Source organism: Vogesella lacus (genome assembly GCF_979366295.1).
Window position 1 is genome coordinate 160,180 of record NZ_CEETQT010000005.1, and the last position, 22,777, is coordinate 182,956.

Below are 22,777 nucleotides of genomic sequence, written 5' to 3' on the forward strand. Positions count from 1 at the left end.
ATTCCGCCAGTCAACTAGCATCTCTGTAATCATTACCTGATCGAGCAAGCACCCCTCTTAACCGCACTAGGCCCCTTGTGGTATCCTGAAATATTGATTCAGACCGATGACAGGAAGCTCGCATGTCGCAAACACCCGGTACGATTTTCATCGTTGTTGCCCCTTCCGGCGCAGGCAAGACCACGCTGGTACGCGAACTGCTGAAGTCAGAACCCGATGTTGCGCTGTCCGTTTCATACACGACACGACAGCCGCGCGAAGGCGAGATCAACGGCAAGCACTATCACTTTGTTGATCGCGCTACATTCGAAGGCATGATTGCTGCGGGTGATTTTCTTGAGCATGCCGAGGTCTTTGGCAACTACTATGGCACCAGCAGCCGCTGGATCCGTGAGCAGATTGCCGTGGGCCGTGACATCCTGCTGGAGATCGATTGCCAGGGCGCACGCCAGGTTCGCGAGATTCTGCCGGAAGCCGTTGCCATCTTTATCCTGCCGCCATCGATGACTGCCCTTGAAAGCCGTCTGCGCGGCCGCGCAACCGACAGCGAAGAAGTCATCCTGCGCCGTCTGTCCGAGGCTCGCAAAGAGATCGACCAGTCGCCGGAATACGATTATCTTATCGTCAATGATGAGTTCGAAACGGCCAGACTGGATCTGATCAGCGTTGTCCGCAGCCAGCGACTGCAGCGTGACAAACAACTGCTGCGCCATGGCACAGCCATTGCAGGCATGCAAAGCCAGCCACAGGTCTGAAGCCACTCACTCTTGCATACACTTTCCAACCGGAGACTTACATCATGGCCCGTATCACCGTTGATGACTGCCTCGATCGCATCCACAACCGTTTTGACCTGACGCTGGCTGCTGCCTATCGCGCCCGCCAGGTTGCCTCCGGCGCAACCACTTTCGTCGAGCAAGGTCGTAACAAGCCGACCGTTGTTGCCCTGCGCGAAATCTCCGCGGGCCATGTTGGCCGCGAGATCCTGACCCGCAACAAGTCCTGATCAAAGGCCATATGACAGATAGCGCATCCGACTCCATCGACTACAACGCCTTCGTAGAAGCCGGGGCGATTGCGCTGTTTGATGCAGCAGCCGAATATCTCAAGCCTGAAGATGTCGAGCTGCTGCGCAAGGCTTTTGTCACGGCTCGTGACGCTCATAGCGGGCAAACCCGCAAGAGCGGCGAACCGTATATCACGCATCCGCTGGCTGTCACCGCCATGCTCACCGACTGGCGCCTTGATGCCCAGGGCTTGGCCGCAGCCATGATGCATGATGTACTCGAAGATACCGGCGTCACCAAGCCGACCCTCTCCGAGCAGTTTGGAAAGACCATTGCCGATCTGGTCGATGGTCTTTCCAAACTGGAACGACTCGAGTACCAGACCAAAGAAGCAGCGCAGGCGGAAAACTTCCGCAAGATGGTGCTGGCGATGGCCAAAGACATCCGCGTCATCATCATCAAGCTCGCGGATCGCTTGCACAATATGCGCACGCTGGACTCGATGCGTGAAGACAAGCGCCAGCGCATCGCCAAAGAGACCCTGGAAATCTACGCGCCGATTGCCAACCGCATCGGCCTGAACAAGGTCTACCGCGAACTGCAAGACCTGGCCTTCAAGCACCTGAATCCCAATCGGCATCAAGTCTTGTCCAAGGCCGTGCGCGCCGCTCGTGGCAACCGCCGCGAAGTGGTTGGCAAGATCCTGCAGGAAGTCACCGACAAGCTCAGAGAACACAAGATCGAAGCCACGATCAAGGGCCGCGAGAAAAACGTCTACAGCATTTACAAGAAAATGCAGGAAAAACACCTGCCGTTTTCCGAAGTGCTCGATATTTACGGCTTCCGCGTGATCGTCAACGACTTTGCCAGCTGTTATATGGCACTCGGTGCCCTGCATTCGCTGTACAAGCCCATTCCTGGCAAGTTCAAGGACTACATCGCCATTCCGAAGGGCAATGGCTATCAGAGTCTGCACACCATTCTCTACGGCCCGTATCACACACCGATCGAGTTCCAGATTCGCACCCGAGAAATGCACGCCGTCGCCGAGGCTGGCATTGCCTCGCACTGGATGTACAAATCGGGTGATGCCAGCATCGACATTGCCAAACAGCGCACTCACCAGTGGCTGCAAAGTATTCTCGACATGCAGGCCGAGAACGATGATGCCATCGAATTCCTCGAACACATCAAGATCGATCTGTTCCCTGACGAGGTGTATGTCTTTACGCCCAAGGGCAAGATCATGGTATTGCCACACGGCGCGACGGCCGTCGACTTTGCCTTTGCCGTGCACTCCGACGTCGGCTTCCGCTGTATCGGTGCGCGCATCAATTACATGATGGCGCCGCTGCGTACCATTTTGCGCAACGGCGATACCGTCGAAATCATTACCGGCCCGGATGCCACGCCCAAGCCGGCTTGGCTGAGCTTTGTGCAGAGTGGCCGTGCCCGCTCCGGCATCCGCAACTACCTGAAGACACTGAAACAGAAAGAAGCGATCGAGCTTGGTGACAAACTGCTGCGTCAGGCGGCTGACGCCCTTTCCGATGAACCGCTGGAAATGACGCCAGAGCTGGAAAGACGCCTGCTTGACGTCCTCGGCGAGCCTCACCGCAGCTTCAATGACATCCTGGCCGACATCGGCAATAACAAGCTGCTGGCCATGGTCGTGGCACGCAAGCTGCTTGAAGTCATCGGCCAACTGCCGGGTCACCACAGTGAAGTCGGCCCGGTTGTCTTCCGCGGCAATGAAGGCGGTGCCATCCAGTTATCCGGTTGTTGCAACCCTATTCCTGGCGACGACATCATCGGCACGCTGATTCGCGGCCAAGGTTTGCACATCCATCGCAAGACCTGCAGCAACATCAACAAACAGGACCCTGAACGCCTGGTCGATGTGCGCTGGGAACCACCAAAAGACCGCATGTTTGGCGTCAACATCATGGTTATTGCGCTCAGCCAGCGCGGTGCACTGGCCGAGATTGCTTCGTCGATATCTGCTGCCGGCGCCAACATCGAAACAGTAGACACCCAGGACGACCACGGTGTCAGCGACTATATCCACATTCATTTCAAACTCCAGGTAAGCAACTTGCCGCATCTGGAGAGCGTCCTGCAGGCCATGCGCCAGACCTCGGTGGTTATGCAGGCACAACGCCGCAATTGAGCCTCATGCTAGAACTGATCATCAATGGCGAAAACCGCCAGTTTGACAATGTTACGACCTTGAGCTGCCTGATCGATGCGCTCGCCCTGCAGGGCAAGCGCATCGCCATTGAACGCAATGGCGAAATCGTGCCGCGCAGCCTTCACTCCCAGACACAACTTACCGATGGCGATGCACTGGAAATCGTCGTGGCAGTTGGTGGCGGCTAAGACAACCCCAGGAAAAACCAGATGCAAGACGCTTTGACTATTGCCGGCAAGAGCTACCAGTCCCGCCTGTTGGTTGGCACCGGCAAATACAAGGATTTCCAGCAAACCGCCGAAGCCCTGGATGCCTCCGGCTGTGAAATCGTGACCGTTGCCATCCGTCGCGTAAACCTCGGCCAGAACCCCAATGAGCCGAATTTGCTGGACTTCCTGCCAAAAAACCGGTATACACTCCTGCCCAACACGGCAGGCTGCTATTCGGCAGATGATGCAATTCGCACTTTGCGCCTCGCGCGCGAGTTGCTGGATGACCACCGCCTCGTGAAACTCGAGGTACTGGGCGATCCTAACAATCTGTACCCGAATATGCGCGAAACCATGATTGCCGCCGAGACCCTGGTCAAGGAAGGCTTCGACGTCATGGTTTACTGCTCGGATGACCCGATTGCCGCACGCGAGCTCGAACAGATCGGCTGCTGCGCAATCATGCCACTGGCCAGCCTGATCGGCTCCGGCATGGGCATCCTGAACCCGTGGAATCTGCAACTGATTATCGAACAGGCCAACGTGCCTGTTCTGGTCGATGCCGGTGTCGGTACTGCGTCTGACGCAGCCATCGGCATGGAACTGGGTTGCGATGGCGTGCTGATGAACACCGCCATTGCTGCAGCACAAGACCCCGTGCGTATGGCACGGGCAATGAAACTGGCCGTAGAGGCTGGCCGCGATGCCTATCTGGCAGGCCGCATGCCCCGGCGCTTTTACTCGGCGACTCCGTCTTCGCCACTCGAGGGGGTGATTTCTTCCCGCAAGGGATGATGCATCAGGCACACAGAATCCATTAATGCCCGCATCAAGCTTTTACAAAAGCTACAACGTTGTTTACAATACCCATTTTCCTCGGGGCGATTTTGCGCTCCTTGATACAGAATTTAAGGACCTTCAATGCCGAATATTCGCGTTAAAGAGAACGAGCCGTTCGAAGTAGCCATGCGTCGCTTCAAGCGCGCGATCGAAAAGACCGGTCTGCTGACCGAACTGCGCGCTCGCGAGTTCTACGAAAAGCCGACTGCAGAACGCAAGCGCAAGAAAGCTGCTGCCGTGAAGCGCCACTACAAGCGCATCCGCAGCCAGATGCTGCCACCGAAGCTGTACTAAGCTTCAGGTAGTATCAGTAAAACCGCAGGCCAGTCCTGCGGTTTTGCCATTTATAGCCGCCCCGCGCGGCCAACCTTTCACCCTGACACGGAACCTGCCATGAGCCTGAAAGCCCGCATCTCCGACGACATGAAAACCGCCATGAAAGCACGCGAGGCCGACCGTCTGGCCGCCATCCGCCTGCTGCTGGCAGCCATCAAGCAAAAGGAAGTTGACGAGCGCATCGAACTCGACGATGCCGGCATCACTGCCGTGGTAGACAAGATGCTGAAACAGCGTCGTGATTCCGTTGCCCAGTACGAAGCAGCCAGTCGCCAAGATCTGGCCGACAAAGAAAAAGCCGAAATGGCTGTTTTGCAAGCCTATCTGCCACAACAACTGAGCGAAGCCGAGATCGACACCATGATTGAAGGTGCTGTTATCAGCAGCGGCGCTGCCGGCATGCAGGATATGGGTAAAGTGATGGCGCTGCTGAAGCCGCACATGGCCGGTAAAGCAGACATGGCCGTCGTTTCCGCCCGTATCAAGGCTCGCCTCGCAGGCTAAGCTGCGAGCATGATCCCGCAGGACTTCATCGATCAACTACTGACCCGCGTCGACATTGTCGACGTGGTGGATCGTTACGTCCCGCTAAAAAAGGCCGGCCAGAATTATCTGGCCTGCTGCCCCTTCCACAAGGAAAAGTCTCCTTCATTTACCGTCAGTCCGAGCAAACAGTTTTACCACTGCTTTGGCTGCGGCGCTCATGGCTCGGCCATTGGCTTCGTGATGGAATATCAAGGACTTTCCTTTGTTGATGCCGTACACAACCTGGCCGAAGGCCTGGGTATGCCGGTACCGGAAGAACGCACGGCCAACCCTGAAGCCAGCCGGGTACAGCGCGAGAAAAAGCTGTCGATGGAACACGTGCTGGATGAGGCCGCGCGTTATTACAAACAACAGCTCAAGCAGGCGCCCAATGCCATTGCCTATCTGAAAGGGCGTGGCCTGACAGGCGAGATCGCCGCCCGTTTCACACTGGGTTACGCCCCAGGCGAATGGCAAAACCTGCAGGAAGTCGTCAGCGATTACAACAGCCCCGCCCTGCTCGAGTCCGGCCTTGTGATTGAGGCAGAAGACAGCGGCCGTCGCTACGATCGCTTCCGTGATCGGGTGATGTTCCCTATCCGCAATCAGCGAGGCGCCATTATCGGCTTTGGTGGCCGCGTTCTGGGAAAAGGCGAGCCGAAATACCTGAACTCGCCGGAAACACCGTTATTTGAAAAAGGGCGTGAACTTTACGGCCTGTATGAAGCGCGTCAGGCTATCCGCAATGTCAATGCCGTGCTGGTGGTTGAAGGCTATATGGATGTGGTGGCGCTGGCACAGTATGGCGTCGAATATGCGGTTGCCACCCTAGGTACTGCCACCACCGGCGAACATATCCGCAAGCTGCTGCGCCACGCCGACCATGTCTACTTCTGCTTTGATGGTGACAAGGCTGGCCGCAAGGCGGCATGGCGCGCGCTGGAGAACTGCCTGCCGCAGCTGGTTGATGGTAAAGCATTGCATTATCTGTTTTTGCCGCAGGAACACGATCCGGACAGCTACATCCGCGAATTCGGACAAGAAGCCTTTGAGCGGGCCATGCGTGAGGACAGCATTCCACTGTCTGCCTATTTCATTCGCGAACTGACAGCTGCGGTCGACATGGACACACCGGAAGGGCGCGCGGAACTGATACGCAAGGCCACTCCGCTGCTGGATCAGATCAGCGCACCGGCGCTGGGCTTCATCATCCGCAAAAAGCTGGCCGAGCTAAGCGACATCGAAATCGATGACTTTTCGCGCCTTACCGGCAAACCTTTTACGCCCCGCAAAGGGCGCAAGGATTACCAATTACCCGCGGACTCCATGCGACCTGCCAGCACCTCGATGGTGCGCAAGCAGATCAAATGGATTTTGCTGAATCCGTTATGGGCGAACGACATTACCGTCAACAATAATCGTCCATACGAGCAGGAAATGGCCACATTGGTGGCCATCATTGAGGCCATACAGGCCAGCGACAGCGAGCTGACCACAGCACATCTGGCAGAACTCTTCCGGCACAGCCCCCATGAGCTCACGATAGACTCCGTCCTGCAGGACACCATGCGAGAGCCCGAAGAGTTCGCCAACCCGGATCAGCACGATCGCGACAATTTCCGCCTTGGTTTTTACCGGCTGGCGGACCGGTACGACGACGACTTGATTTCCAGCCTGTCGTCCAAAGGTTATGAACATCTGAGCACTGAGGAGTTACAACTTCTCCGCACCCTGCTGGCGCGCAAGCTGCCAGCCCCGGTCGGCGGCGGCCATTAGTGTCGTCAAGTTGTGATATAATCAATTGTTTTTTTCGGCTTTTTTGAGCAGGAAACCAAATGGCGGCTTCTCCCGACATCAAGAAACAGAATTCCGATCAGGCAAACGAGCCGATGAGCATCGAAGAGCAGCGTAAACGCTTGCGCATGCTGATCGCGTTGGGTAAGGAGCGTGGCTACCTTACCTATGCCGAGATCAATGACCACTTGCCTGAAGACGTTTCCGATACCGAACAGATCGAAAACATCGTCAGCATGATCACCGGCTTGGGCATTCAGGTCTACGACGAAGCTCCCGACGCTGAAACCCTGCTAATGTCTGACTCGACACCGGCCGTGGCTGACGAAGACGCCGTGGAAGAAGCCGAAGCGGCCCTGTCGTCCGTTGATGCCGAGTTTGGTCGCACCACCGATCCTGTGCGCATGTATATGCGAGAAATGGGCTCGGTTGAACTGCTGACCCGCGAAGGCGAAATCGTCATCGCCAAGCGCATCGAAGAAGGCCTGAAAAACATGATCCAGGCCATCTCGGCCTGCCCGGGTTCCGTTGCCCAGGTTCTGGATCTGATCGCCAAGATTGAAGCCGGCGAAATGCGCGTCGACGAGATCGTTGAAGGCATCATCGACCCGAATGCGGTTGAAGTCGAAGAAGAAGTCCCTTTCAACGAGCCTGCCGAAGACGGTGAGGACGACGAGGAAGAGGATGAAGAAAGCGAAGACGAGGAAGGTGGCTCTGACAGCAACAGTCTCAATGAGGCCAACCTCGAAGAACTGAAACAGCAGACGCTCGCCCACTTCGCCGAAGTTCGCACCCAGTACGACCAGTTGCTGAAAATCCTCGAGAAAAAAGGTTTTGGCAGCAAGGAGTACAACGACGTTCAACAGGCCATTTCCGACCAGTTCATGCTGGTTCGCTTCTCGACACGCCAGATCGAAAGCCTCTGTGACAGCCTGCGCACCAGCGTCAACGACATCCGCAAACTCGAGCGCGAAATCCTCGACATTTGCGTGAGCCGCGTTCGCATGGACCGCAAGCACTTCATCAAGGTATTCCCTGGCAACGAATGCAATCTGGACTGGGTTGAGGACGAAATCGCCTGCAATTACGAATGGTCTGACGTTCTGTCTCGCTTCAAATACGCGATTATCGAAAAGCAGGGCAAGATCGTTGACATGCAGAAAGCATCGATGCTCAACATCTCAGACCTGAAAGAGATTAATCGCCAGATGTCTTCCGGCGAGACCAAAGCACGCCTGGCCAAGCGCGAGATGATCGAGGCCAACCTGCGTCTGGTAATCTCCATCGCCAAGAAATACACCAATCGCGGCCTGCAATTCCTCGATCTGATCCAGGAAGGCAACATCGGCCTGATGAAGGCGGTAGACAAGTTCGAATACCGCCGTGGCTACAAGTTCTCGACTTACGCCACATGGTGGATCCGTCAGGCGATTACCCGCTCGATCGCAGATCAGGCACGTACCATCCGCATTCCGGTACACATGATCGAAACCATCAACAAGATGAATCGCATCAGCCGCCAGATCCTGCAGGAAACCGGTCGTGAGCCAGATCCAGCCGAATTGGCAGAAAAGATGGAGATGCCGGAGGACAAGATCCGCAAGATCATGAAGATCTCCAAAGAGCCGATCTCCATGGAAACGCCAATCGGTGACGACGACGATTCGCACTTGGGTGACTTCATCGAAGATTCGGTAACTGTGGCACCTGCAGATGCTGCCATGTACTCGAGCTTGCGTGACGCCACCAAGGAGGTCCTCGACTCGCTGACCCCACGTGAAGCCAAGGTATTGCGCATGCGCTTCGGTATCGACATGAATACCGACCATACCTTGGAAGAAGTAGGCAAGCAGTTTGATGTGACCCGTGAACGTATCCGCCAGATTGAAGCCAAGGCACTGCGCAAGCTGCGTCACCCGACCCGCTCGGAACGCCTGCGCAGCTTCCTAGATAATGAACCTGGCAATACCCAATAAAAAATATTCTGCTATAATGGCGGCCTTTCGGGCCTTTAGCTCAGTTGGTTAGAGCAGAGGACTCATAATCCTTTGGTCGCGGGTTCGAGCCCCGCAGGGCCCACCAAAATGAATCAAGGACTTGCAGCGTCAGTTGCAAGTCCTTTTTCTATTCTATACATTCCTTTCAATACACGTCCTTGTGTTTAATTATTCCAACAGATGAATAGCTTAATAAAGAGGAAAATAGCCACAACTCAACAATAATTCGGATATAAAAGAAATCTTCTAGCTTTCTTTGAATTTACACACAAAATTTGTTTAATAAATCAATACAAACAAGCCATTGACAGTTTAGCCTGAGTCTTCCTGACAAGCCGATGGAGTCTCTGCATGAAACGCAAACTGTTGTGTACCTTGCTGGCGATCGTGGCGCCGGCCAGCTGGGCGGCCGGTGTGCTGAATATCTACAACTGGTCGGATTACATTGCCGAAGAAACCGTCCCGGCCTTCAGCAAGGCCAACGGCATCAAGATCCGCTACGACGTCTACGACAGCAATGAAGTGCTGCGTGCCAAGCTGATGACCGGCAAGTCCGGCTACGACGTGGTGGTGCCCACCCACAATACGCTGGATATGGGCATCAAGGCCGGCATGTTCCGCACGCTGGACAAGAGCAAGATTCCGAATCTGGCCAAGCTCGACCCCGAGCTGATGAAGCTGATGGAGCGTTTCGATCCGGGCAACCAGCATGCCGTGCCCTACTTCTGGGGCATCAACACGATAGGCATCAATAGCGATCTGGTGAAAAAAGCACTGGGCGGCAAGCTGCCGGAAAACCCGTGGGATCTGGTATTCAAGCCCGAGCTGGTGGCCAAGCTCAAGGGCTGTGGCGTCAGCGTGCTGGATTCGCCCAGCGAGTTTTTCCCGATTGCCATGCATTACTTTAGCAAAGATCCGAACAGCCCCAAGCTCGAAGACTATCAGGCCATCATGCCGCAGCTGCGCGAGCTGCGTAAGTCGTACACCCGCTTCTCCTCGTCCGGCTATATCAACGAGCTGGCCGGCGGCTCGGTCTGCGTCGCCATGGGCTATTCGGGCGATCTGAACATCGCCAAGCGCCGCGCTGCCGAGGCCAAGAGCAAGGTACATGTCGAGGTCTTGCTGCCCAAGCATATGGAAGTGTGGGTGGACTCGATGGCGATTCCGAAAGATGCGGCCAACGTCGACAATGCCTACAAATTCATCAATGCCATGCTGGAGCCGAAAACCGCTGCGGCCAACGCCAATGCGGTGACCTATGCGCCCGGCGTGCTGGACGCACGGCAATACATCGACAAGCAATACGTGAACAACCCGACCATCTTCCCGCCGAAAGAGGCGATGAAAGACAGCTTCATCGCGCTGACCGTGCCGGCCAGAACGATTCAGGGTTATACGCGGCTGTGGCAAGGCCTGAAGGCCGGGCGCTAAAAACAGCTGACAAAACCGGCACGCCGGCACAAGCCTTGGCCGCAATGCGGCCAAGCTGCACCTTGCAGCATCAGGGCTTTTGTCGGCGAGGCGGCGTCAGCAGCGGGGCTAGCTCACCAGCGGCAGTTCGTCCCAGCTGGTCGTCAGCCGTGGCGAGCACAAGGCCTGGCGCATCAGCCAGTCATCGCTGTGCAGCTCGCAGGCCAGACGCAGCGCGTCATGGCCGTAGCGACGGTTGATGCGGTCCATCACCTGCATCAGCTGTCGCCGGCGCGGGTCGGCCGGCGGCTCGAACAGATCCGGCTGATGGCTGGCCGCCGGCTGCAACTCAAGCAGCATCACCGTCGCCTTCTTGTAGCCGATCTCGGGCCGGTACAGCTGGCGCAGTGCCGTCAGCGCGGTGTGGGTAATCGCCAGCAGATCATCCGTGGCCTGCGGCAAGGGCAACACCAGCCAGCCGCGATACTGCGCGTCTTGCAGCTTGAAGCGGTCGCTGCGAATGCCGACCCCGACCAGCCGCGCCAGCAAGCCATCCTCGCGCAACTTGTGGCTGGCAGTGGCGGCATGATGGCTGATGGCACTTTCCAGCGCCGGCAAATCGCTGAGGCGGTGCGCAAAGCTGCGGCTGGCGATGATCTGCTGGCGCGGCGCGGCCACCTCCTCCAGCGCCAGACAGCTCTCGCCATTAAGCTCGGCCACCGTGCGTTCCAGCACGATGCCGAACTGGCGACGAATCTGCCGCAGCTCAGCCCCCTGCAAATCGCGGGCAGTGTGAATGCCCATTGCGGCCAACCTTGGCGCCAGCTGCCGCCCGACGCCCCAGACACTGCTCACCGGCAAACGCCGCAGCAACTGCTCGCGCCAGTGACTATCCAGCCAGTCCCAGGCAAACACGCCGCCGGTGCGCGCATGGGTCTTGGCCACATGATTGGCCAGCTTGGCCAGCGTCTTGCTGCTGCCGATGCCGACGCAATTGGGAATGCCGACGCGGCGCAACACATCGGTGCGAAGGTTGGCCGCATGGCTTTTGAGATCGGCCACGCCATCCAGCAGGATGAAGCTCTCGTCTATCGAGTACACCTCCTGGCCGCAGCCCCAGCGGCCGATCACATCCATCATGCGGCGGCTGAGGTCGCCATACAGCGCGTAATTCGAGCTGAACACCGCCACCTGATGGCGACGGCAAAAACCGGCAATCTCGAAATACGGCACAAAACCGGGAATGCCCAGCGCCTTGGCCTCGGCGCTGCGCGCCACCACGCAGCCATCGTTATTGCTGAGCACGATCACCGGCTTGCCGGCCAGGTCGGGGCGAAACAAGCGCTCGCAACTGGCGTAAAAGCTGTTGCCGTCCACCAGCGCAAAAGTCGGCATCTCAGGCAAACCGCTTGATGCAGGCCGTCACCACGCCCCAGATTTGCAGCTCCTGCCCATCCGCCAGGCAAATCGGCGCATAAGCCGGATTCTCGGCACGCAATTCCAGCCGGCCATGCTGGCGGTACAGGCGCTTGACGGTGAAATCGCCATCCACCACCGCCAGCACGATCTGGCCATGCTGCGGCAGCAGCGCCCGATCCACCACCAGCAAATCGCCACTGGCGATGCCGGCCCCGCTCATGCTGTCGCCACTGACGCGCAGCATGAAAGTCGCCGCCGCATCCTGGATCAGGTACTCGTTCAGATCGAGCATGCGCTCCTGATAATCCGCCGCCGGCGACGGAAAACCCGCCGGCACCCGGCTGGCAAACAGGGGTAGATATAACAAATCTGATTGACTCGACGGCCTGTAGATTGGCTGTAGCATAGCGGACTCCTGAAATCATTTTGATTATGTACAAATTCAAAAGAAAGGCCAAGCCCTGCGCGACCATATCCGCCACAGACTGTAGCAAAGTGCCACGGCAACACAAAAAAAGGGGAAGTCCCCGATAGCCGCAAAAAAGCACTAGCCATTACAATAGCGCGCTTCCGGTTTGCTTACTTCCAACAACGACAGCAGCCGATTGCCGGAGTCAGGCTGCAGACATAACCAGGGATAGACATGTCCTCCACCCTCTTTCGCCGTGTACTGACCCCGACGGCACTGACACTGCTACCTGCACTGGCCCATGCCAGTGTTGACGGTGCCAGCCTGTCGACCTGGTGGGCTGTGCCATTTGCCGGCCTGCTGCTTTCGATCGCGCTGATGCCGCTGCTGGCCCCCGCCATCTGGCACCATCATTTCGGCAAGATTGCTGCCGGCTGGGCGCTAGCCTTTGCCTTGCCCTTTGCCGCCCAACACGGTGCTGGCACGGTACTTCACGAGATTGCGCACACGCTGGCACTCGAGTACATCCCCTTCCTGATTCTGCTGGGCACCCTGTTCACGGTGGCCGGTGGCATCTATATACGTGGCAATCTGCATGGCTCGCCCGCCCTCAATACCGGCGTACTGGCGATCGGCACCGGCCTTGCCAGCTTTACCGGCACCACCGGCGCAGCCATGCTGCTGGTTCGCCCGCTGATCCGCGCCAATGACAACCGCCGCCACAAGACTCATGTATTCGTGTTCTTCATCTTTCTGGTGGCCAATATCGGCGGCTCGCTGACCCCCTTGGGCGACCCGCCGCTGTTTCTCGGCTTCCTGAAAGGTGTGGGCTTCGGCTGGACCATGAGCCATATGCTGCTGCCGATGCTGAGCGCCAGCGCGATCCTGCTGATCATGTTCTATCTGCTGGACTGCCATTTTTACCGCAAGGAAAGCCTTGCAAAGTTGGCCGCAGACCCGACACCTGACAGCCCGCTGGCCATCGAAGGGAAGATCAACTTTGCTTTGCTGGGTGGAATTGTCGGCGCGGTCTTGCTGTCCGGCCTGTGGAAACCCGGCATCGCCTGGCAGGTATACGGTATCGATATCGAGCTGCAGAACGTCGCGCGCGATGTGCTGCTGCTGGGTATTGCGGCACTATCACTGAAGCTGACACCAAAGACCTGCCGCGAAGCCAATGCCTTCAACTGGGCGCCAATGCAGGAAGTAGCCAAGCTGTTTGCTGGTATCTTCATCAGCATGATCCCGGTACTGGCTATGCTGAAAGCCGGTCACAATGGTGCCTTCTCCGGCCTCGTCAGTCTGGTCAGCCAGCCTGATGGCACGCCTGTAAATGCCGCCTACTTCTGGCTGACTGGCGCGCTGTCGAGCTTCCTAGATAATGCACCGACTTATCTGGTGTTCTTCAATTTGGCTGGCGGCGATGCCCAGCACTTGATGAGCACCGGCGCCAACACCCTGCTGGCGATCTCGATGGGCGCCGTCTTCATGGGTGCCAACAGCTATATCGGCAATGCACCCAACTTTATGGTGAAGGCGATTGTGGAAGAGCGCGGCGTGAAGATGCCGAGCTTCTTCGGCTATATCGGCTGGGCTGCTTGCTGCCTGATTCCGGTCTTTATCCTGCAGACCTTCCTGTTCTTCTGAGTCTCAGAAGGTTGGCCGCAAAAAGCCCTGCCCCGGCAGGGCTTTTTGCTAACTGCGATTCTTGAGCACACCAAAAACAAAACCCCGCACAAGGTGCGGGGTTTACGTGTGCCGTAGGAACTGGCTCGACTTAAACGCTCAGTACCGTCAGAACGTCGTCTTTCACCACATCCACCGGACGGGTACCGTCGATCTTCACATACTTTGGCGCCTTGGCATCGCCGGAAGCAGCCATTTCCGAGTAGAAGCCAACCAGTACTTCGGTCTGCTCGTGATAAACGTCCAGACGCTTTTTCACGGTTTCGGCCTTGTCGTCATCACGCTGCACCAGCGGCTCGCCAGTCTCGTCATCCACGCCTTCCACTTTTGGCGGATTGTATTTGACGTGGTAGGTACGGCCCGAAGCAACGTGTACGCGGCGACCGGACATACGGTCGATGATGTTTTCATCCGGCACGTCGATTTCAACCACGAAGTCGATATCAACACCAGCGGCCTTCATTGCCTCAGCCTGCGGAATGGTGCGCGGGAAGCCGTCAAACAGGAAACCGTTGGCGCAATCCGCCTCGGAGATACGCTCTTTGACCAGACCGATAATGATGTCATCACGAACCAGACCACCTGCATCCATGATTTTCTTGGCTTCCACACCCAGCGGAGTGCCGGCCTTCACCGCAGCGCGCAGCATGTCGCCGGTGGAGATTTGTGGAATGCCGAATTTTTCGCGAATGAAATTCGCTTGAGTACCCTTACCGGCACCAGGCGCGCCCAACAGAATCAACTTCATCTCTAAAACTCCCTAGTATTTACTTCGTTGTGTTATCCGGAAAGGTTGGCCGCAAAGTACGCGCGCACTCGTGCCAGATCTTCGGGTGTATCCACCCCGGCCAGCGGAGCCTGATCGACACAATCAACCGCAATGTCATAACCATGCCACAGCATGCGCAACTGCTCCAGTGCTTCGTACTGTTCCAGCGGCGCAGGGCTCAGCTGGTTGTACTGCTGCAAGAGCGATGCGCGATAGGCATAGATGCCGATGTGGCGGAAAATCGGCAAACCTGCCGGCAGTACCGACTTATCCTGCGCAAAGGCATCGCGCGGATACGGAATCGGCGCGCGGCTGAAATACAGTGCCTTGCCGGCCTTGTTCAGTACCACCTTGACCACGTTCGGGTTCAGCATCTCTGCCGCATCATGCAGCGGATGGGCCAGCGTGGCCATGCTGGCATCGGTCTGCTGCAGCAAGCGGGCAAGACTGTCAATCAGCGCCGGCTCGATCAGCGGCTCGTCACCCTGCACATTGACGACGATATGATCCGCCGCCAGCGCCAGCTGCTCGGCCACCTCGGCCAAACGGTCGGTACCGCTCGGGTGATCGGCACGGGTCAGCAAGACCTGCAGGCCATGCTCGCGGCACACATCGACAATGCGCTGACTGTCGGTTGCCACCACCACCTGCTGTGCCGCCGATTGCAGCGCACGTTCGGCAACACGCACGACCATCGGCTTGCCGCCGATATCGGCCAGTGGTTTTTCCGGCAAGCGACTGGACGACAGTCGGGCCGGGATGACCACGGTAAAACTCATTTGACTTCTTCCTCTGCGGCCAACTCGCGCGCTTCGCTTTCCAGCATCATCGGGATGCCATCACGAATCGGAAAAGCCAGGCGATCAGCCTTGCAGATCAGTTCCTGTGCCGGCTTGTCCAGATGCAGCGGGCCCTTGCACAGCGGACAGACCAGAATCTCGAGAAATTTTGCATCCATGTCTTGTTTCCAGTTGCGACAAAATCCATGTCGTCAGATCGGGTTCCACCTGTGCATGTACAGGTAGCACCCACAGTTTACCATGATTGTTGCGCTGCAACTTCACCGCATCCTTGGCAGTGACGATGATCGCATCAGCGTCCGCCGGCCACACCTGACCGGCAAAGTCATGATGATCCGGCAGGGCCACCGTGGCTGCCGGCCTTAGCCCCAGTTGTTGCAAGCCATCAAAAAAACGTTGTGGGTGGCCGATACCTGCCATCGCCACAACACGCTGGCCGGCAAAGTCACCAGCCTGCCGTGCTGGCAACTCGCCCGCAAGATGCTCGAAAGCACCATATTGCAGACGTTGGCGAAAAATCGGCAAGGCTGGCGGAAAGGCCGGCAACTGTCCGCCCGAACCGTTGATCACTACCGCATCCACACTACGCAGACGCCTCCACGATTCACGCAACGGCCCGGCTGGCAGCAGATGGCCATTACCGATGCCACGCCGGCCATCCAGCACCACAATTTCGAGACTACGCCCCAGTGCATAATGCTGCAGGCCATCATCGCTGAGCAGCAGCTGCACATCCGACACCTGTTGCAGCAAAAACTGCGCGGCGGCCACGCGGTCGCGGCCAACCACCACCGGCATGCCACTGGCCGCCAGCAACAGTGGCTCATCCCCCACTTCGGCTGCGCTACAACGCTCATCAACCAGGGTTGGCCGCAAGACGCTGCCACCATAGCCACGACTGATCACGCCAACCTTGATACCCTGCTGGCGAAAGCCGGCCAGCAAGGCCTGTGTCAGTGGCGTCTTGCCCACCCCGCCGACATTGATATTGCCGATGATGACCACCGGCACCGGCAGCGTCGTCTGCTTCAATACCCCCAGGCGAAACAGCCAGCGGCGCACTGCCGCCAACAATATGAACAGGCACTCCAGCGGCCACAGCAACACGGTCAGCCAGAAACGCGGCTGATACCAGTGACGTTCCAGCGCGCTCATCCCGCTGCCTTTTTGGTGGCGAAGGTCACGCGCAGGATACCGGCCTCACGCGCCGCCTCCATCAGCAGCACTACCGACTGATGACTGGCCTTGGCATCGGCATTGATGATCAGCACGGCCTGCTTCTGTCCCTGAGCCAAAGTGCGCAATTGCTGACTCAGACTGGCAAGATCGCTAGCTGCCAACAGTTGGCCTGACAGCGCATAGCGGCCATCGGCAGTCACGGCAGCCTGCAGCGGTGCCTGCTTCGGTGCCTCGGATTGCCCCTCCGCACTGGGCAGATTCAGCTCCAGCTCGGCATAACGGGTATAGCTGGTGGTCACCATCAGGAAAATCAGGATCACCAGCAGCAAATCAATCAGCGGAATGAAGTTGATCTCGGGCTCTTCGCGATGGCGATTGCGTCGGAAATTCATCGGCCCTTAGTCCTCGCGACGGCCGCCACACACGGCGTCCAGCAGATGAATGGCCTGCGCCTCCATCTCGACCAGCAAGGCATCGACACGGGCGCGGAAGTGGCGATAGAAGAACATGGCCGGGATGGCGACGATCAGACCGAAGGCGGTGTTGTACAGCGCCACCGAAATACCATGTGCCAGCGCACGCGGGTCGCTGCCGGACGGCGATTGCGCACCGAAGATCTCGATCATGCCGATCACCGTACCCAGGAGACCCAGCAAGGGAGCCATGGCCGCAATCGTGCCCAGCGTAGTCAGATATTTCTCCAGGCCATGTGCGACGATACGGCCTTCATCCTCGATGGCCTCCTTCATCACCTCGCGCCGGCCACCAGATTGGCGCAGACCTGCGGCCAACACGCGCCCCAGCGGGGAATGCTGGCGCAGTTCGCTGACCATTTCCTTGCTGACGCCATTGCGGCGGAATTCCTGCAGGGTTTGCGCCAAGAGATTAGGCGGCGTCACCACCGCAGTGCGCAGGCTGTAAAAGCGTTCGAACACAATGACCGACGCCACAATAGATGCCAGAATAATGGTCCAGATCGGCCAACCGGCCGCGTCGATAATCGACCACACAGGAACTCTCCAGAAACGGATTAGGGAATGCCGAGACTTTATCGGCTCGGACTGATAGCTGCAACCATGCCACTCACTACACTGGCATTCACAACTGTTTGCAGCTTTGCGCGCTAAGTCCGCAACTTTACAGGGCTTTTTCTACTTGCCAACAAATGCTGTGGATAAGTCTGTGGAGAAACTGCTGACACCTCAGGCAAACCCTTGTCCTGCTTGGCTTTTATCGTAAATACCTGAAAAACAGGCAAAATATAAATAATTGATTTTAAAAGATTTTTATCTTTTCAATCTTGAGCCGGTAGTCAGATTGTCATACGCAATCAACACAGCACGGCCAGATACGACTTGTGGATTAATGCACCAAACATGTTCCTGACTTCGCCTCAAACTGACGTCATCAGCGTCAGCTCGCTCAACCGGCTGGCACGCGAGCTACTGGAAACCGCCCTGCCCCCTTGCTGGGTCGAGGGCGAGATTTCCAATCTGACCCTCGCTGCCTCGGGCCATGCCTATTTTTCGCTGAAAGACCGCCAGGCACAGGTACGCTGCGTGATGTTCCGTAACCGGCTGTCTGCATTGGGATTTCGCCCACGCGAAGGCATGCAGGTCGAACTGCGCGGCAGCGTTACCCTTTACGAGGCGCGTGGTGATTACCAGATCAACGTCGAAGACATGCGCGAGGCAGGTCAGGGCCGCTTGTTCGAGGCTTTCTTGCGGCTGAAAGCCCAGCTTGAGGCCGAAGGATTGTTCGACAGTCGGTATAAAAAAGCGCTGCCGAGCTTTGCCACCAGCGTCGGCATCATCACCTCGCCTGCCGCGGCGGCACTGCGCGATGTGGTGACGACCTTCCGCCGCCGCATGCCGTCGATCAAGCTGGTTCTCTATCCGGCCCTGGTGCAAGGCACACAGGCGGCGGAACAGCTGGCCCAGGCCATCAGGGTGGCCAATCAGCGCAAGGAGGTCGATGTGCTGTTGCTGTGTCGTGGTGGCGGTAGTCTCGAAGACTTGTGGGCATTCAATGAAGAGGTACTGGCGCGCGCCATTCACGCCAGTGAATTACCGATTGTCAGCGGGGTTGGCCACGAGACCGACTTTACCATTGCCGACTTTGTCGCCGACCGGCGGGCGGCCACACCAACCGCCGCGGCCGAATTGCTGTCCACCGACCAGCAGGTACTGCAACGCCAGCTGGAACAACAGCGCCGCCAGCTTGACCGCGCACTGGCACGCCTGCTGACCGACAAGGGCCAGCGCCTCGACTATCTCGCCCGCCGTCTGCGCCACCCCGGTGACGCCCTGCGCCAGCAAAGGCAGACCTTGCAACAGATGCAGCTGCGCCTGCAGCACAGCGTCCGCCTGCAACAGCAAAACCACTACCGCCGCACGCAGACACTGCAGACACGGCTACAACAATTACGTCCTCAACCCGGGCGTGAACAGCAGTCACTGGCGCTACATGCGGCCCGTCTGCGTGCCGCCATGCGCCAGTTATTGAATGGCAAGCAGGCGCAAAGCCAGCAGCTGCAAGCCACCTTGCAGGCCATCAGCCCGGAGGCCGTGCTGGCGCGCGGCTATGCCATCGTGCAGCGACTGGATAACAGCGTGGTGAAAGACCCAGCCAGCCTGCAGCATGGCGAAAAGCTCAAGCTGCAGTTGGCCGCAGGTGAGGCACTGGTCAGCGTCGAGCAGCAGCAAGGCACTCAGCCGCAGCTGCCATTTTGACGATACGGGCTTGACGCAGATCAAAAGCCGGCAGACGATACCGACTTTCAAACGGCCGTTTTAATCATCATGAACCATCGTCTTGCCAAGCTCGTGTTCAATCTGTGGCCGCCCTTTCGCGGTGCAGGCATCAAGGTCAAATCCATCAGCCCGGACTGGCGGCGTGTCGAAGTACAGCTGAAACTGGGCATGCTCAATCGCAATTATGTCGGTGTGCACTTTGGCGGCAGCCTGTACGCAATGACCGACCCGTTTTTCATGCTGATGACGCTGAAAAACCTCGGCAAGGATTACATCGTGTGGGACAAGGCCGGCGACATCGACTACATCAAGCCGGGCAAAGGTATCGTCAATGCCGTTTTCCGGCTGGATGAAGCCTTTCTAGCCGAGGCGCGAACCCGAACTGCCGATGGCAATAAATTCTTGCCGACACTGCAAGTCGAGGTCACCGATCAGCAAGGCGAAGTGGTCTCGCGCATTAACAAAACCTTGTATATCCGCCGCAAGCAAACGCGCGCCGGCCACTGACAGCCGCGCCATGATGCTTTACTATCGACCTTGGCCGCAGCGATGCGGATGACGGACTGACATCAAGTAAAGATACGGAACATTCATGGCTCAGCTTACACCGGTACTGCTTCTGATCCTCGACGGCTTCGGCCACCGCGAAGAAGGCGACGACAACGCGATTCTGGCGGCGCGCACCCCGCACTGGGATGCGCTGAAGGCACGTTATCCTTACAGTACGCTGGATGCCTCCGAGCACAATGTCGGCCTGCCATCCGGCCAGTTCGGCAATTCCGAAGTCGGCCACCTCAATATCGGTGCCGGTCGCATCGTGCAACAGGACATCAGCCGCATCGATTGCGATATCGAAGCCGGCACCCTTGCGGCCAACCCGGTGCTGGCCGAGGCCATCCGCACCGCCAAGAACAGCAACAGCACGCTGCACATCATGGGCCTCTTGTCCGATGGCGGCGTCCACAGCCACGAAAACCATATTCACGCCCTGATCGAAGGTGCGCAGGCGGCCGGCGTTGGCCGCATCGCCCTCCACGCCTTCCTTGACGGCCGTGACACCCCGCCGCGCAGCGCCGAAACCTATCTGCAGCGCCTCGATGCCGTACTCGCACGCTGCCCGAATGCCCGCGTCACAACCGTCAGCGGCCGCTACTGGGCGATGGACAGAGACAAGCGCTGGGAGCGCATGCAGGCACCTTGCCATGCGCTGGTTGAAGGCGAAGCCGAATTCCATGCGGCCAACACGCTGGACGCACTCGCGGCGGCTTACGAGCGCGGCGAGAATGACGAGTTCGTCAAGACCACCATTATCGGCGAACCGCTGAAGATGCTGGATGGCGACGTGGTGGTGTTCATGAACTTCCGTGCCGACCGCGCGCGCCAGCTGACCTCGGCACTGACCGACCCGGCGTTTGACGGCTTTGCCCTGCGCCAACCAGCCTTTGCCATGTATGCCACCCTGACGTCCTACGGCGAGGCCTACAAGAATCCGGTTGCCTACGCGCCGCAAAAAATCAGCAATGGCCTGGGTGAGTACCTGTCCAATCAGGGCCTCAAGCAGCTACGAATTGCCGAAACCGAGAAATACCCGCACGTCACCTATTTCTTCAACGGTGGCGAAGAACAGGTTTATCCGGGCGAAGACCGCATTCTGGTGCCCTCGCCCAAAGTCGCGACTTATGATCTGCAGCCCGAAATGAGTGCGCGTGAAGTGACCGCGCACATCGTCGAGGCAATCGAGAGTCGTCAGTACGCTGCCATCATCTGCAACTACGCCAATGGCGATATGGTTGGCCACACCGGCGTGTTTGATGCTGCGGTCAAGGCCGTCGAAACGCTGGATGAGTGCGTGCAGCGCTGCGTCGATGCCATGCTGGCTATCGGCGGCGAAGTGCTGGTCACCGCCGACCACGGCAATTGCGAGCAGATGCACGATGACATCCACCATCAGGCACATACCCAGCACACCCTGCAAAAGGTGCCGCTGCTGTATGTTGGCCGCAAGGCCAGCCTGCAGGACGACGGTGCGCTGCGCGATCTGGCACCGACCCTGCTGGCGATGATGGGCCTGCCGCAACCGGCAGAAATGACCGGCCGCAACCTGATCAACTTCCAGTGAAACAACTGCTAGCCTTCACCTTTGCCAGCACGCTGTCTGCCAGTGTGCTGGCTGCGCCTGCGGCCAACACCGCCGCACCGCAGCAAGACCTGCAATCAGTCCGCAAGGAAATCAACACCTTGCAGAAGGATATCGCGCAAAAAGAAGCCGAACGCAAGAAAACCGCCGGTGAAATCGCCAAGTCGGACCAGGCACTGCAGGCGACTCACCAGGCCCTGAACCAGCTGGAGCAAAAGCAGCAAAACACTGGCAGTCAGCTCGATCAGCTGCAAAAAGAGCTGTATGACATCCGTACCCGTGTTGCGGTTACCCGGCAAAAAGTCAGCAAGATGCTGGCCGCCGAATACAAGCGCGGCAGTCAGCAGGATGCGCTGACCATCCTGTTCAGCAGCCAGGACCCGAACCAGCGCGCCCGTCACCTTACCTATTACTCGCACATCCATCGCGCCCAGCAAGAGCAGATCCAGCAATTGCAGGAGCAGGAAATCCAGCTGGCGGCGATGAGCGAGCGGGTTGAAGACGAACTGGTACGGCTGGGCAAACTGTCACGCGAGAAAGTCGAAGAAAAACGCCGCCTGCAGACTGCGCGTAACGAGCGCAGCCAGCAAGTCAGCGAGCTGGATCAGAACATCCGCAATCAGCAACAAAAACTGCGTCAGCTCAAGGAAGATGAAAAAGAGCTGACCGCGCTGATTGCCCGTATTAACGCCGAAATCCGCCGCCGCGAGCAGGAGCGCGCCGCCAAGGCCGCCGCCGCCCGCAAGGCGCGTCAGGAAGCCGCCAGGTTGGCCGCAGAAAAACGCCGCCAGGAACTGGCCGCGGCGAAGAAACAAGGCAAGCCGGCACCGCCCGAGCGCAAGCCGGAAAGCAAGCCTGAAAGCAAGCCGGAAGTCGTGGATGAAGTCGTCGACAGCAGCCAGTCCGGCAAGGCCTTCCGCAGCCTGCAAGGCCGCATGAAGCTGCCGGTTTCCGGCGAGATTGGTGGCCGCTTTGGCAGCAAGCGCGGTGAAGGGGCAAGCTGGAAGGGCCTTTACATCCGCACCGCAGCCGGCACGCCGGTGCGCGTGGTCGCCGATGGCGATGTCGTCTACGCCGGCTGGTTGCGCGGTTTCGGCAACACCATGATTATCGATCACGGTGGCAACTACATGACCGTGTATACCGGCTTTGGCACCATGGTGCGCGGCACCGGCGCCTCGATCAAGGGTGGTGATGTGCTCGGGGCAAGTGGCTCGCTGGAAAGCGGCGAGACCGGTTTGTATTTTGAATTGCGCTATATGGGTCGCCCGATCAATCCGCAGTCCTGGGCGCGCTAGCATCAGTACAGAAAGTCA

General features: G+C 58.1%; 23 protein-coding genes and 1 tRNA gene. 16 read left to right on the plus strand and 8 right to left on the minus strand.

Translation table 11 applies throughout. The annotated features are described in order from the left end of the window. Positions 1-122: 122 nt before the first annotated feature. The 11 genes from gmk to ACZ9W6_RS08335 all read left to right on the plus strand — a co-directional run bounded on the left by gmk (position 123) and on the right by ACZ9W6_RS08335 (position 10,330). Positions 123-755 (plus strand): guanylate kinase, encoded by a 633-nt coding sequence (gene gmk / locus ACZ9W6_RS08285; protein WP_465190628.1) that lies wholly within the window; start codon positions 123-125, stop codon positions 753-755. Between the two features lie 44 nt (positions 756-799). Then, positions 800-1,006: a DNA-directed RNA polymerase subunit omega gene (gene rpoZ / locus ACZ9W6_RS08290; RefSeq protein ID WP_465190629.1), complete on the plus strand. Its 207-nt coding sequence runs from the start codon at positions 800-802 to the stop codon at positions 1,004-1,006. A gap of 11 nt (positions 1,007-1,017) precedes the next feature. Beyond that, positions 1,018-3,177, plus strand: coding sequence for a RelA/SpoT family protein (locus tag ACZ9W6_RS08295; RefSeq protein ID WP_465190630.1), 2,160 nt, complete (start codon positions 1,018-1,020; stop codon positions 3,175-3,177). Between the two features lie 5 nt (positions 3,178-3,182). Next, entirely contained in the window at positions 3,183-3,386 is a 204-nt protein-coding gene (gene thiS / locus ACZ9W6_RS08300) for a sulfur carrier protein ThiS (protein WP_465190631.1), read from the plus strand. 21 nt (positions 3,387-3,407) lie between these two features. Then, a complete protein-coding gene (locus ACZ9W6_RS08305) occupies positions 3,408-4,202 on the plus strand; it encodes a thiazole synthase (RefSeq protein WP_465190632.1) in 795 nt (264 codons plus the stop codon). Between the two features lie 126 nt (positions 4,203-4,328). Then, a complete protein-coding gene (rpsU, locus tag ACZ9W6_RS08310) occupies positions 4,329-4,541 on the plus strand; it encodes a 30S ribosomal protein S21 (RefSeq protein ID WP_047967786.1) in 213 nt (70 codons plus the stop codon). Between the two features lie 99 nt (positions 4,542-4,640). After that, positions 4,641-5,087, plus strand: coding sequence for a GatB/YqeY domain-containing protein (locus ACZ9W6_RS08315; protein ID WP_465190633.1), 447 nt, complete (start codon positions 4,641-4,643; stop codon positions 5,085-5,087). A gap of 9 nt (positions 5,088-5,096) precedes the next feature. Further along, positions 5,097-6,884 (plus strand): DNA primase, encoded by a 1,788-nt coding sequence (gene dnaG / locus ACZ9W6_RS08320; protein WP_465190634.1) that lies wholly within the window; start codon positions 5,097-5,099, stop codon positions 6,882-6,884. A gap of 59 nt (positions 6,885-6,943) precedes the next feature. After that, a complete protein-coding gene (rpoD, locus tag ACZ9W6_RS08325; RefSeq protein ID WP_465190635.1) occupies positions 6,944-8,878 on the plus strand; it encodes an RNA polymerase sigma factor RpoD in 1,935 nt (644 codons plus the stop codon). Between the two features lie 29 nt (positions 8,879-8,907). Further along, a tRNA-Ile gene (locus ACZ9W6_RS08330) sits at positions 8,908-8,984 on the plus strand. Positions 8,985-9,250: 266 nt separating this feature from the next. Further along, complete coding sequence (locus ACZ9W6_RS08335) at positions 9,251-10,330, plus strand: polyamine ABC transporter substrate-binding protein (RefSeq protein ID WP_465190636.1); 1,080 nt, start codon at positions 9,251-9,253, stop codon at positions 10,328-10,330. Between the two features lie 108 nt (positions 10,331-10,438). On the opposite strand, the gene ACZ9W6_RS08340 is transcribed toward ACZ9W6_RS08335, so the two are convergent. Both ACZ9W6_RS08340 and ACZ9W6_RS08345 read right to left on the minus strand, forming a co-directional pair. Beyond that, on the minus strand, positions 10,439-11,704 hold the full coding sequence (locus tag ACZ9W6_RS08340) for a Y-family DNA polymerase (protein WP_465190637.1): 1,266 nt from the start codon (positions 11,702-11,704) through the stop codon (positions 10,439-10,441). A 1-nt stretch (position 11,705) separates the two neighbouring features. Continuing rightward, positions 11,706-12,095, minus strand: coding sequence for a LexA family protein (locus ACZ9W6_RS08345; RefSeq protein ID WP_465190638.1), 390 nt, complete (start codon positions 12,093-12,095; stop codon positions 11,706-11,708). A 276-nt stretch (positions 12,096-12,371) separates the two neighbouring features. Here ACZ9W6_RS08345 and ACZ9W6_RS08350 point away from each other — a divergent pair, with 276 nt between their 5' ends. Beyond that, on the plus strand, positions 12,372-13,784 hold the full coding sequence (locus ACZ9W6_RS08350) for a sodium:proton antiporter (protein ID WP_465190639.1): 1,413 nt from the start codon (positions 12,372-12,374) through the stop codon (positions 13,782-13,784). A 130-nt stretch (positions 13,785-13,914) separates the two neighbouring features. On the opposite strand, the gene adk is transcribed toward ACZ9W6_RS08350, so the two are convergent. The 6 genes from adk to ACZ9W6_RS08380 are packed head-to-tail and all read right to left on the minus strand — an operon-like array spanning position 13,915 to position 17,581. Continuing rightward, positions 13,915-14,571, minus strand: a complete 657-nt coding sequence (gene adk / locus ACZ9W6_RS08355) for an adenylate kinase (protein ID WP_465190640.1) — start codon at positions 14,569-14,571, stop codon at positions 13,915-13,917. Between the two features lie 32 nt (positions 14,572-14,603). After that, on the minus strand, positions 14,604-15,371 hold the full coding sequence (kdsB, locus tag ACZ9W6_RS08360; protein ID WP_465190641.1) for a 3-deoxy-manno-octulosonate cytidylyltransferase: 768 nt from the start codon (positions 15,369-15,371) through the stop codon (positions 14,604-14,606). Continuing rightward, positions 15,368-15,529, minus strand: a complete 162-nt coding sequence (locus ACZ9W6_RS08365) for a Trm112 family protein (protein WP_465190734.1) — start codon at positions 15,527-15,529, stop codon at positions 15,368-15,370. The genes kdsB and ACZ9W6_RS08365 overlap by 4 nt, the downstream gene beginning before the upstream one ends. Beyond that, positions 15,456-16,547, minus strand: coding sequence for a tetraacyldisaccharide 4'-kinase (lpxK, locus tag ACZ9W6_RS08370; protein WP_465190642.1), 1,092 nt, complete (start codon positions 16,545-16,547; stop codon positions 15,456-15,458). Before lpxK ends, ACZ9W6_RS08365 begins: the two co-directional genes overlap by 74 nt. Then, positions 16,544-16,963: an ExbD/TolR family protein gene (locus tag ACZ9W6_RS08375; RefSeq protein WP_465190643.1), complete on the minus strand. Its 420-nt coding sequence runs from the start codon at positions 16,961-16,963 to the stop codon at positions 16,544-16,546. Before ACZ9W6_RS08375 ends, lpxK begins: the two co-directional genes overlap by 4 nt. A 6-nt stretch (positions 16,964-16,969) precedes the next feature. Further along, complete coding sequence (locus ACZ9W6_RS08380) at positions 16,970-17,581, minus strand: MotA/TolQ/ExbB proton channel family protein (protein ID WP_465190644.1); 612 nt, start codon at positions 17,579-17,581, stop codon at positions 16,970-16,972. A 366-nt stretch (positions 17,582-17,947) separates the two neighbouring features. Between ACZ9W6_RS08380 and xseA the strand changes: the two genes are divergently transcribed. From xseA to ACZ9W6_RS08400, 4 genes are all read left to right on the plus strand, one after another. Next, positions 17,948-19,303, plus strand: coding sequence for an exodeoxyribonuclease VII large subunit (gene xseA / locus ACZ9W6_RS08385; RefSeq protein ID WP_465190645.1), 1,356 nt, complete (start codon positions 17,948-17,950; stop codon positions 19,301-19,303). A gap of 69 nt (positions 19,304-19,372) precedes the next feature. Continuing rightward, the gene (locus tag ACZ9W6_RS08390) at positions 19,373-19,831 is read left to right on the plus strand and encodes a DUF4442 domain-containing protein (protein ID WP_465190646.1); all 459 of its coding nucleotides are present in this window, start codon (positions 19,373-19,375) and stop codon (positions 19,829-19,831) included. Positions 19,832-19,916: 85 nt separating this feature from the next. After that, complete coding sequence (gene gpmI / locus ACZ9W6_RS08395; RefSeq protein ID WP_465190647.1) at positions 19,917-21,443, plus strand: 2,3-bisphosphoglycerate-independent phosphoglycerate mutase; 1,527 nt, start codon at positions 19,917-19,919, stop codon at positions 21,441-21,443. Beyond that, complete coding sequence (locus tag ACZ9W6_RS08400) at positions 21,440-22,759, plus strand: murein hydrolase activator EnvC family protein (RefSeq protein WP_465190648.1); 1,320 nt, start codon at positions 21,440-21,442, stop codon at positions 22,757-22,759. The genes gpmI and ACZ9W6_RS08400 overlap by 4 nt, the downstream gene beginning before the upstream one ends. Positions 22,760-22,777: the final 18 nt, after the last annotated feature.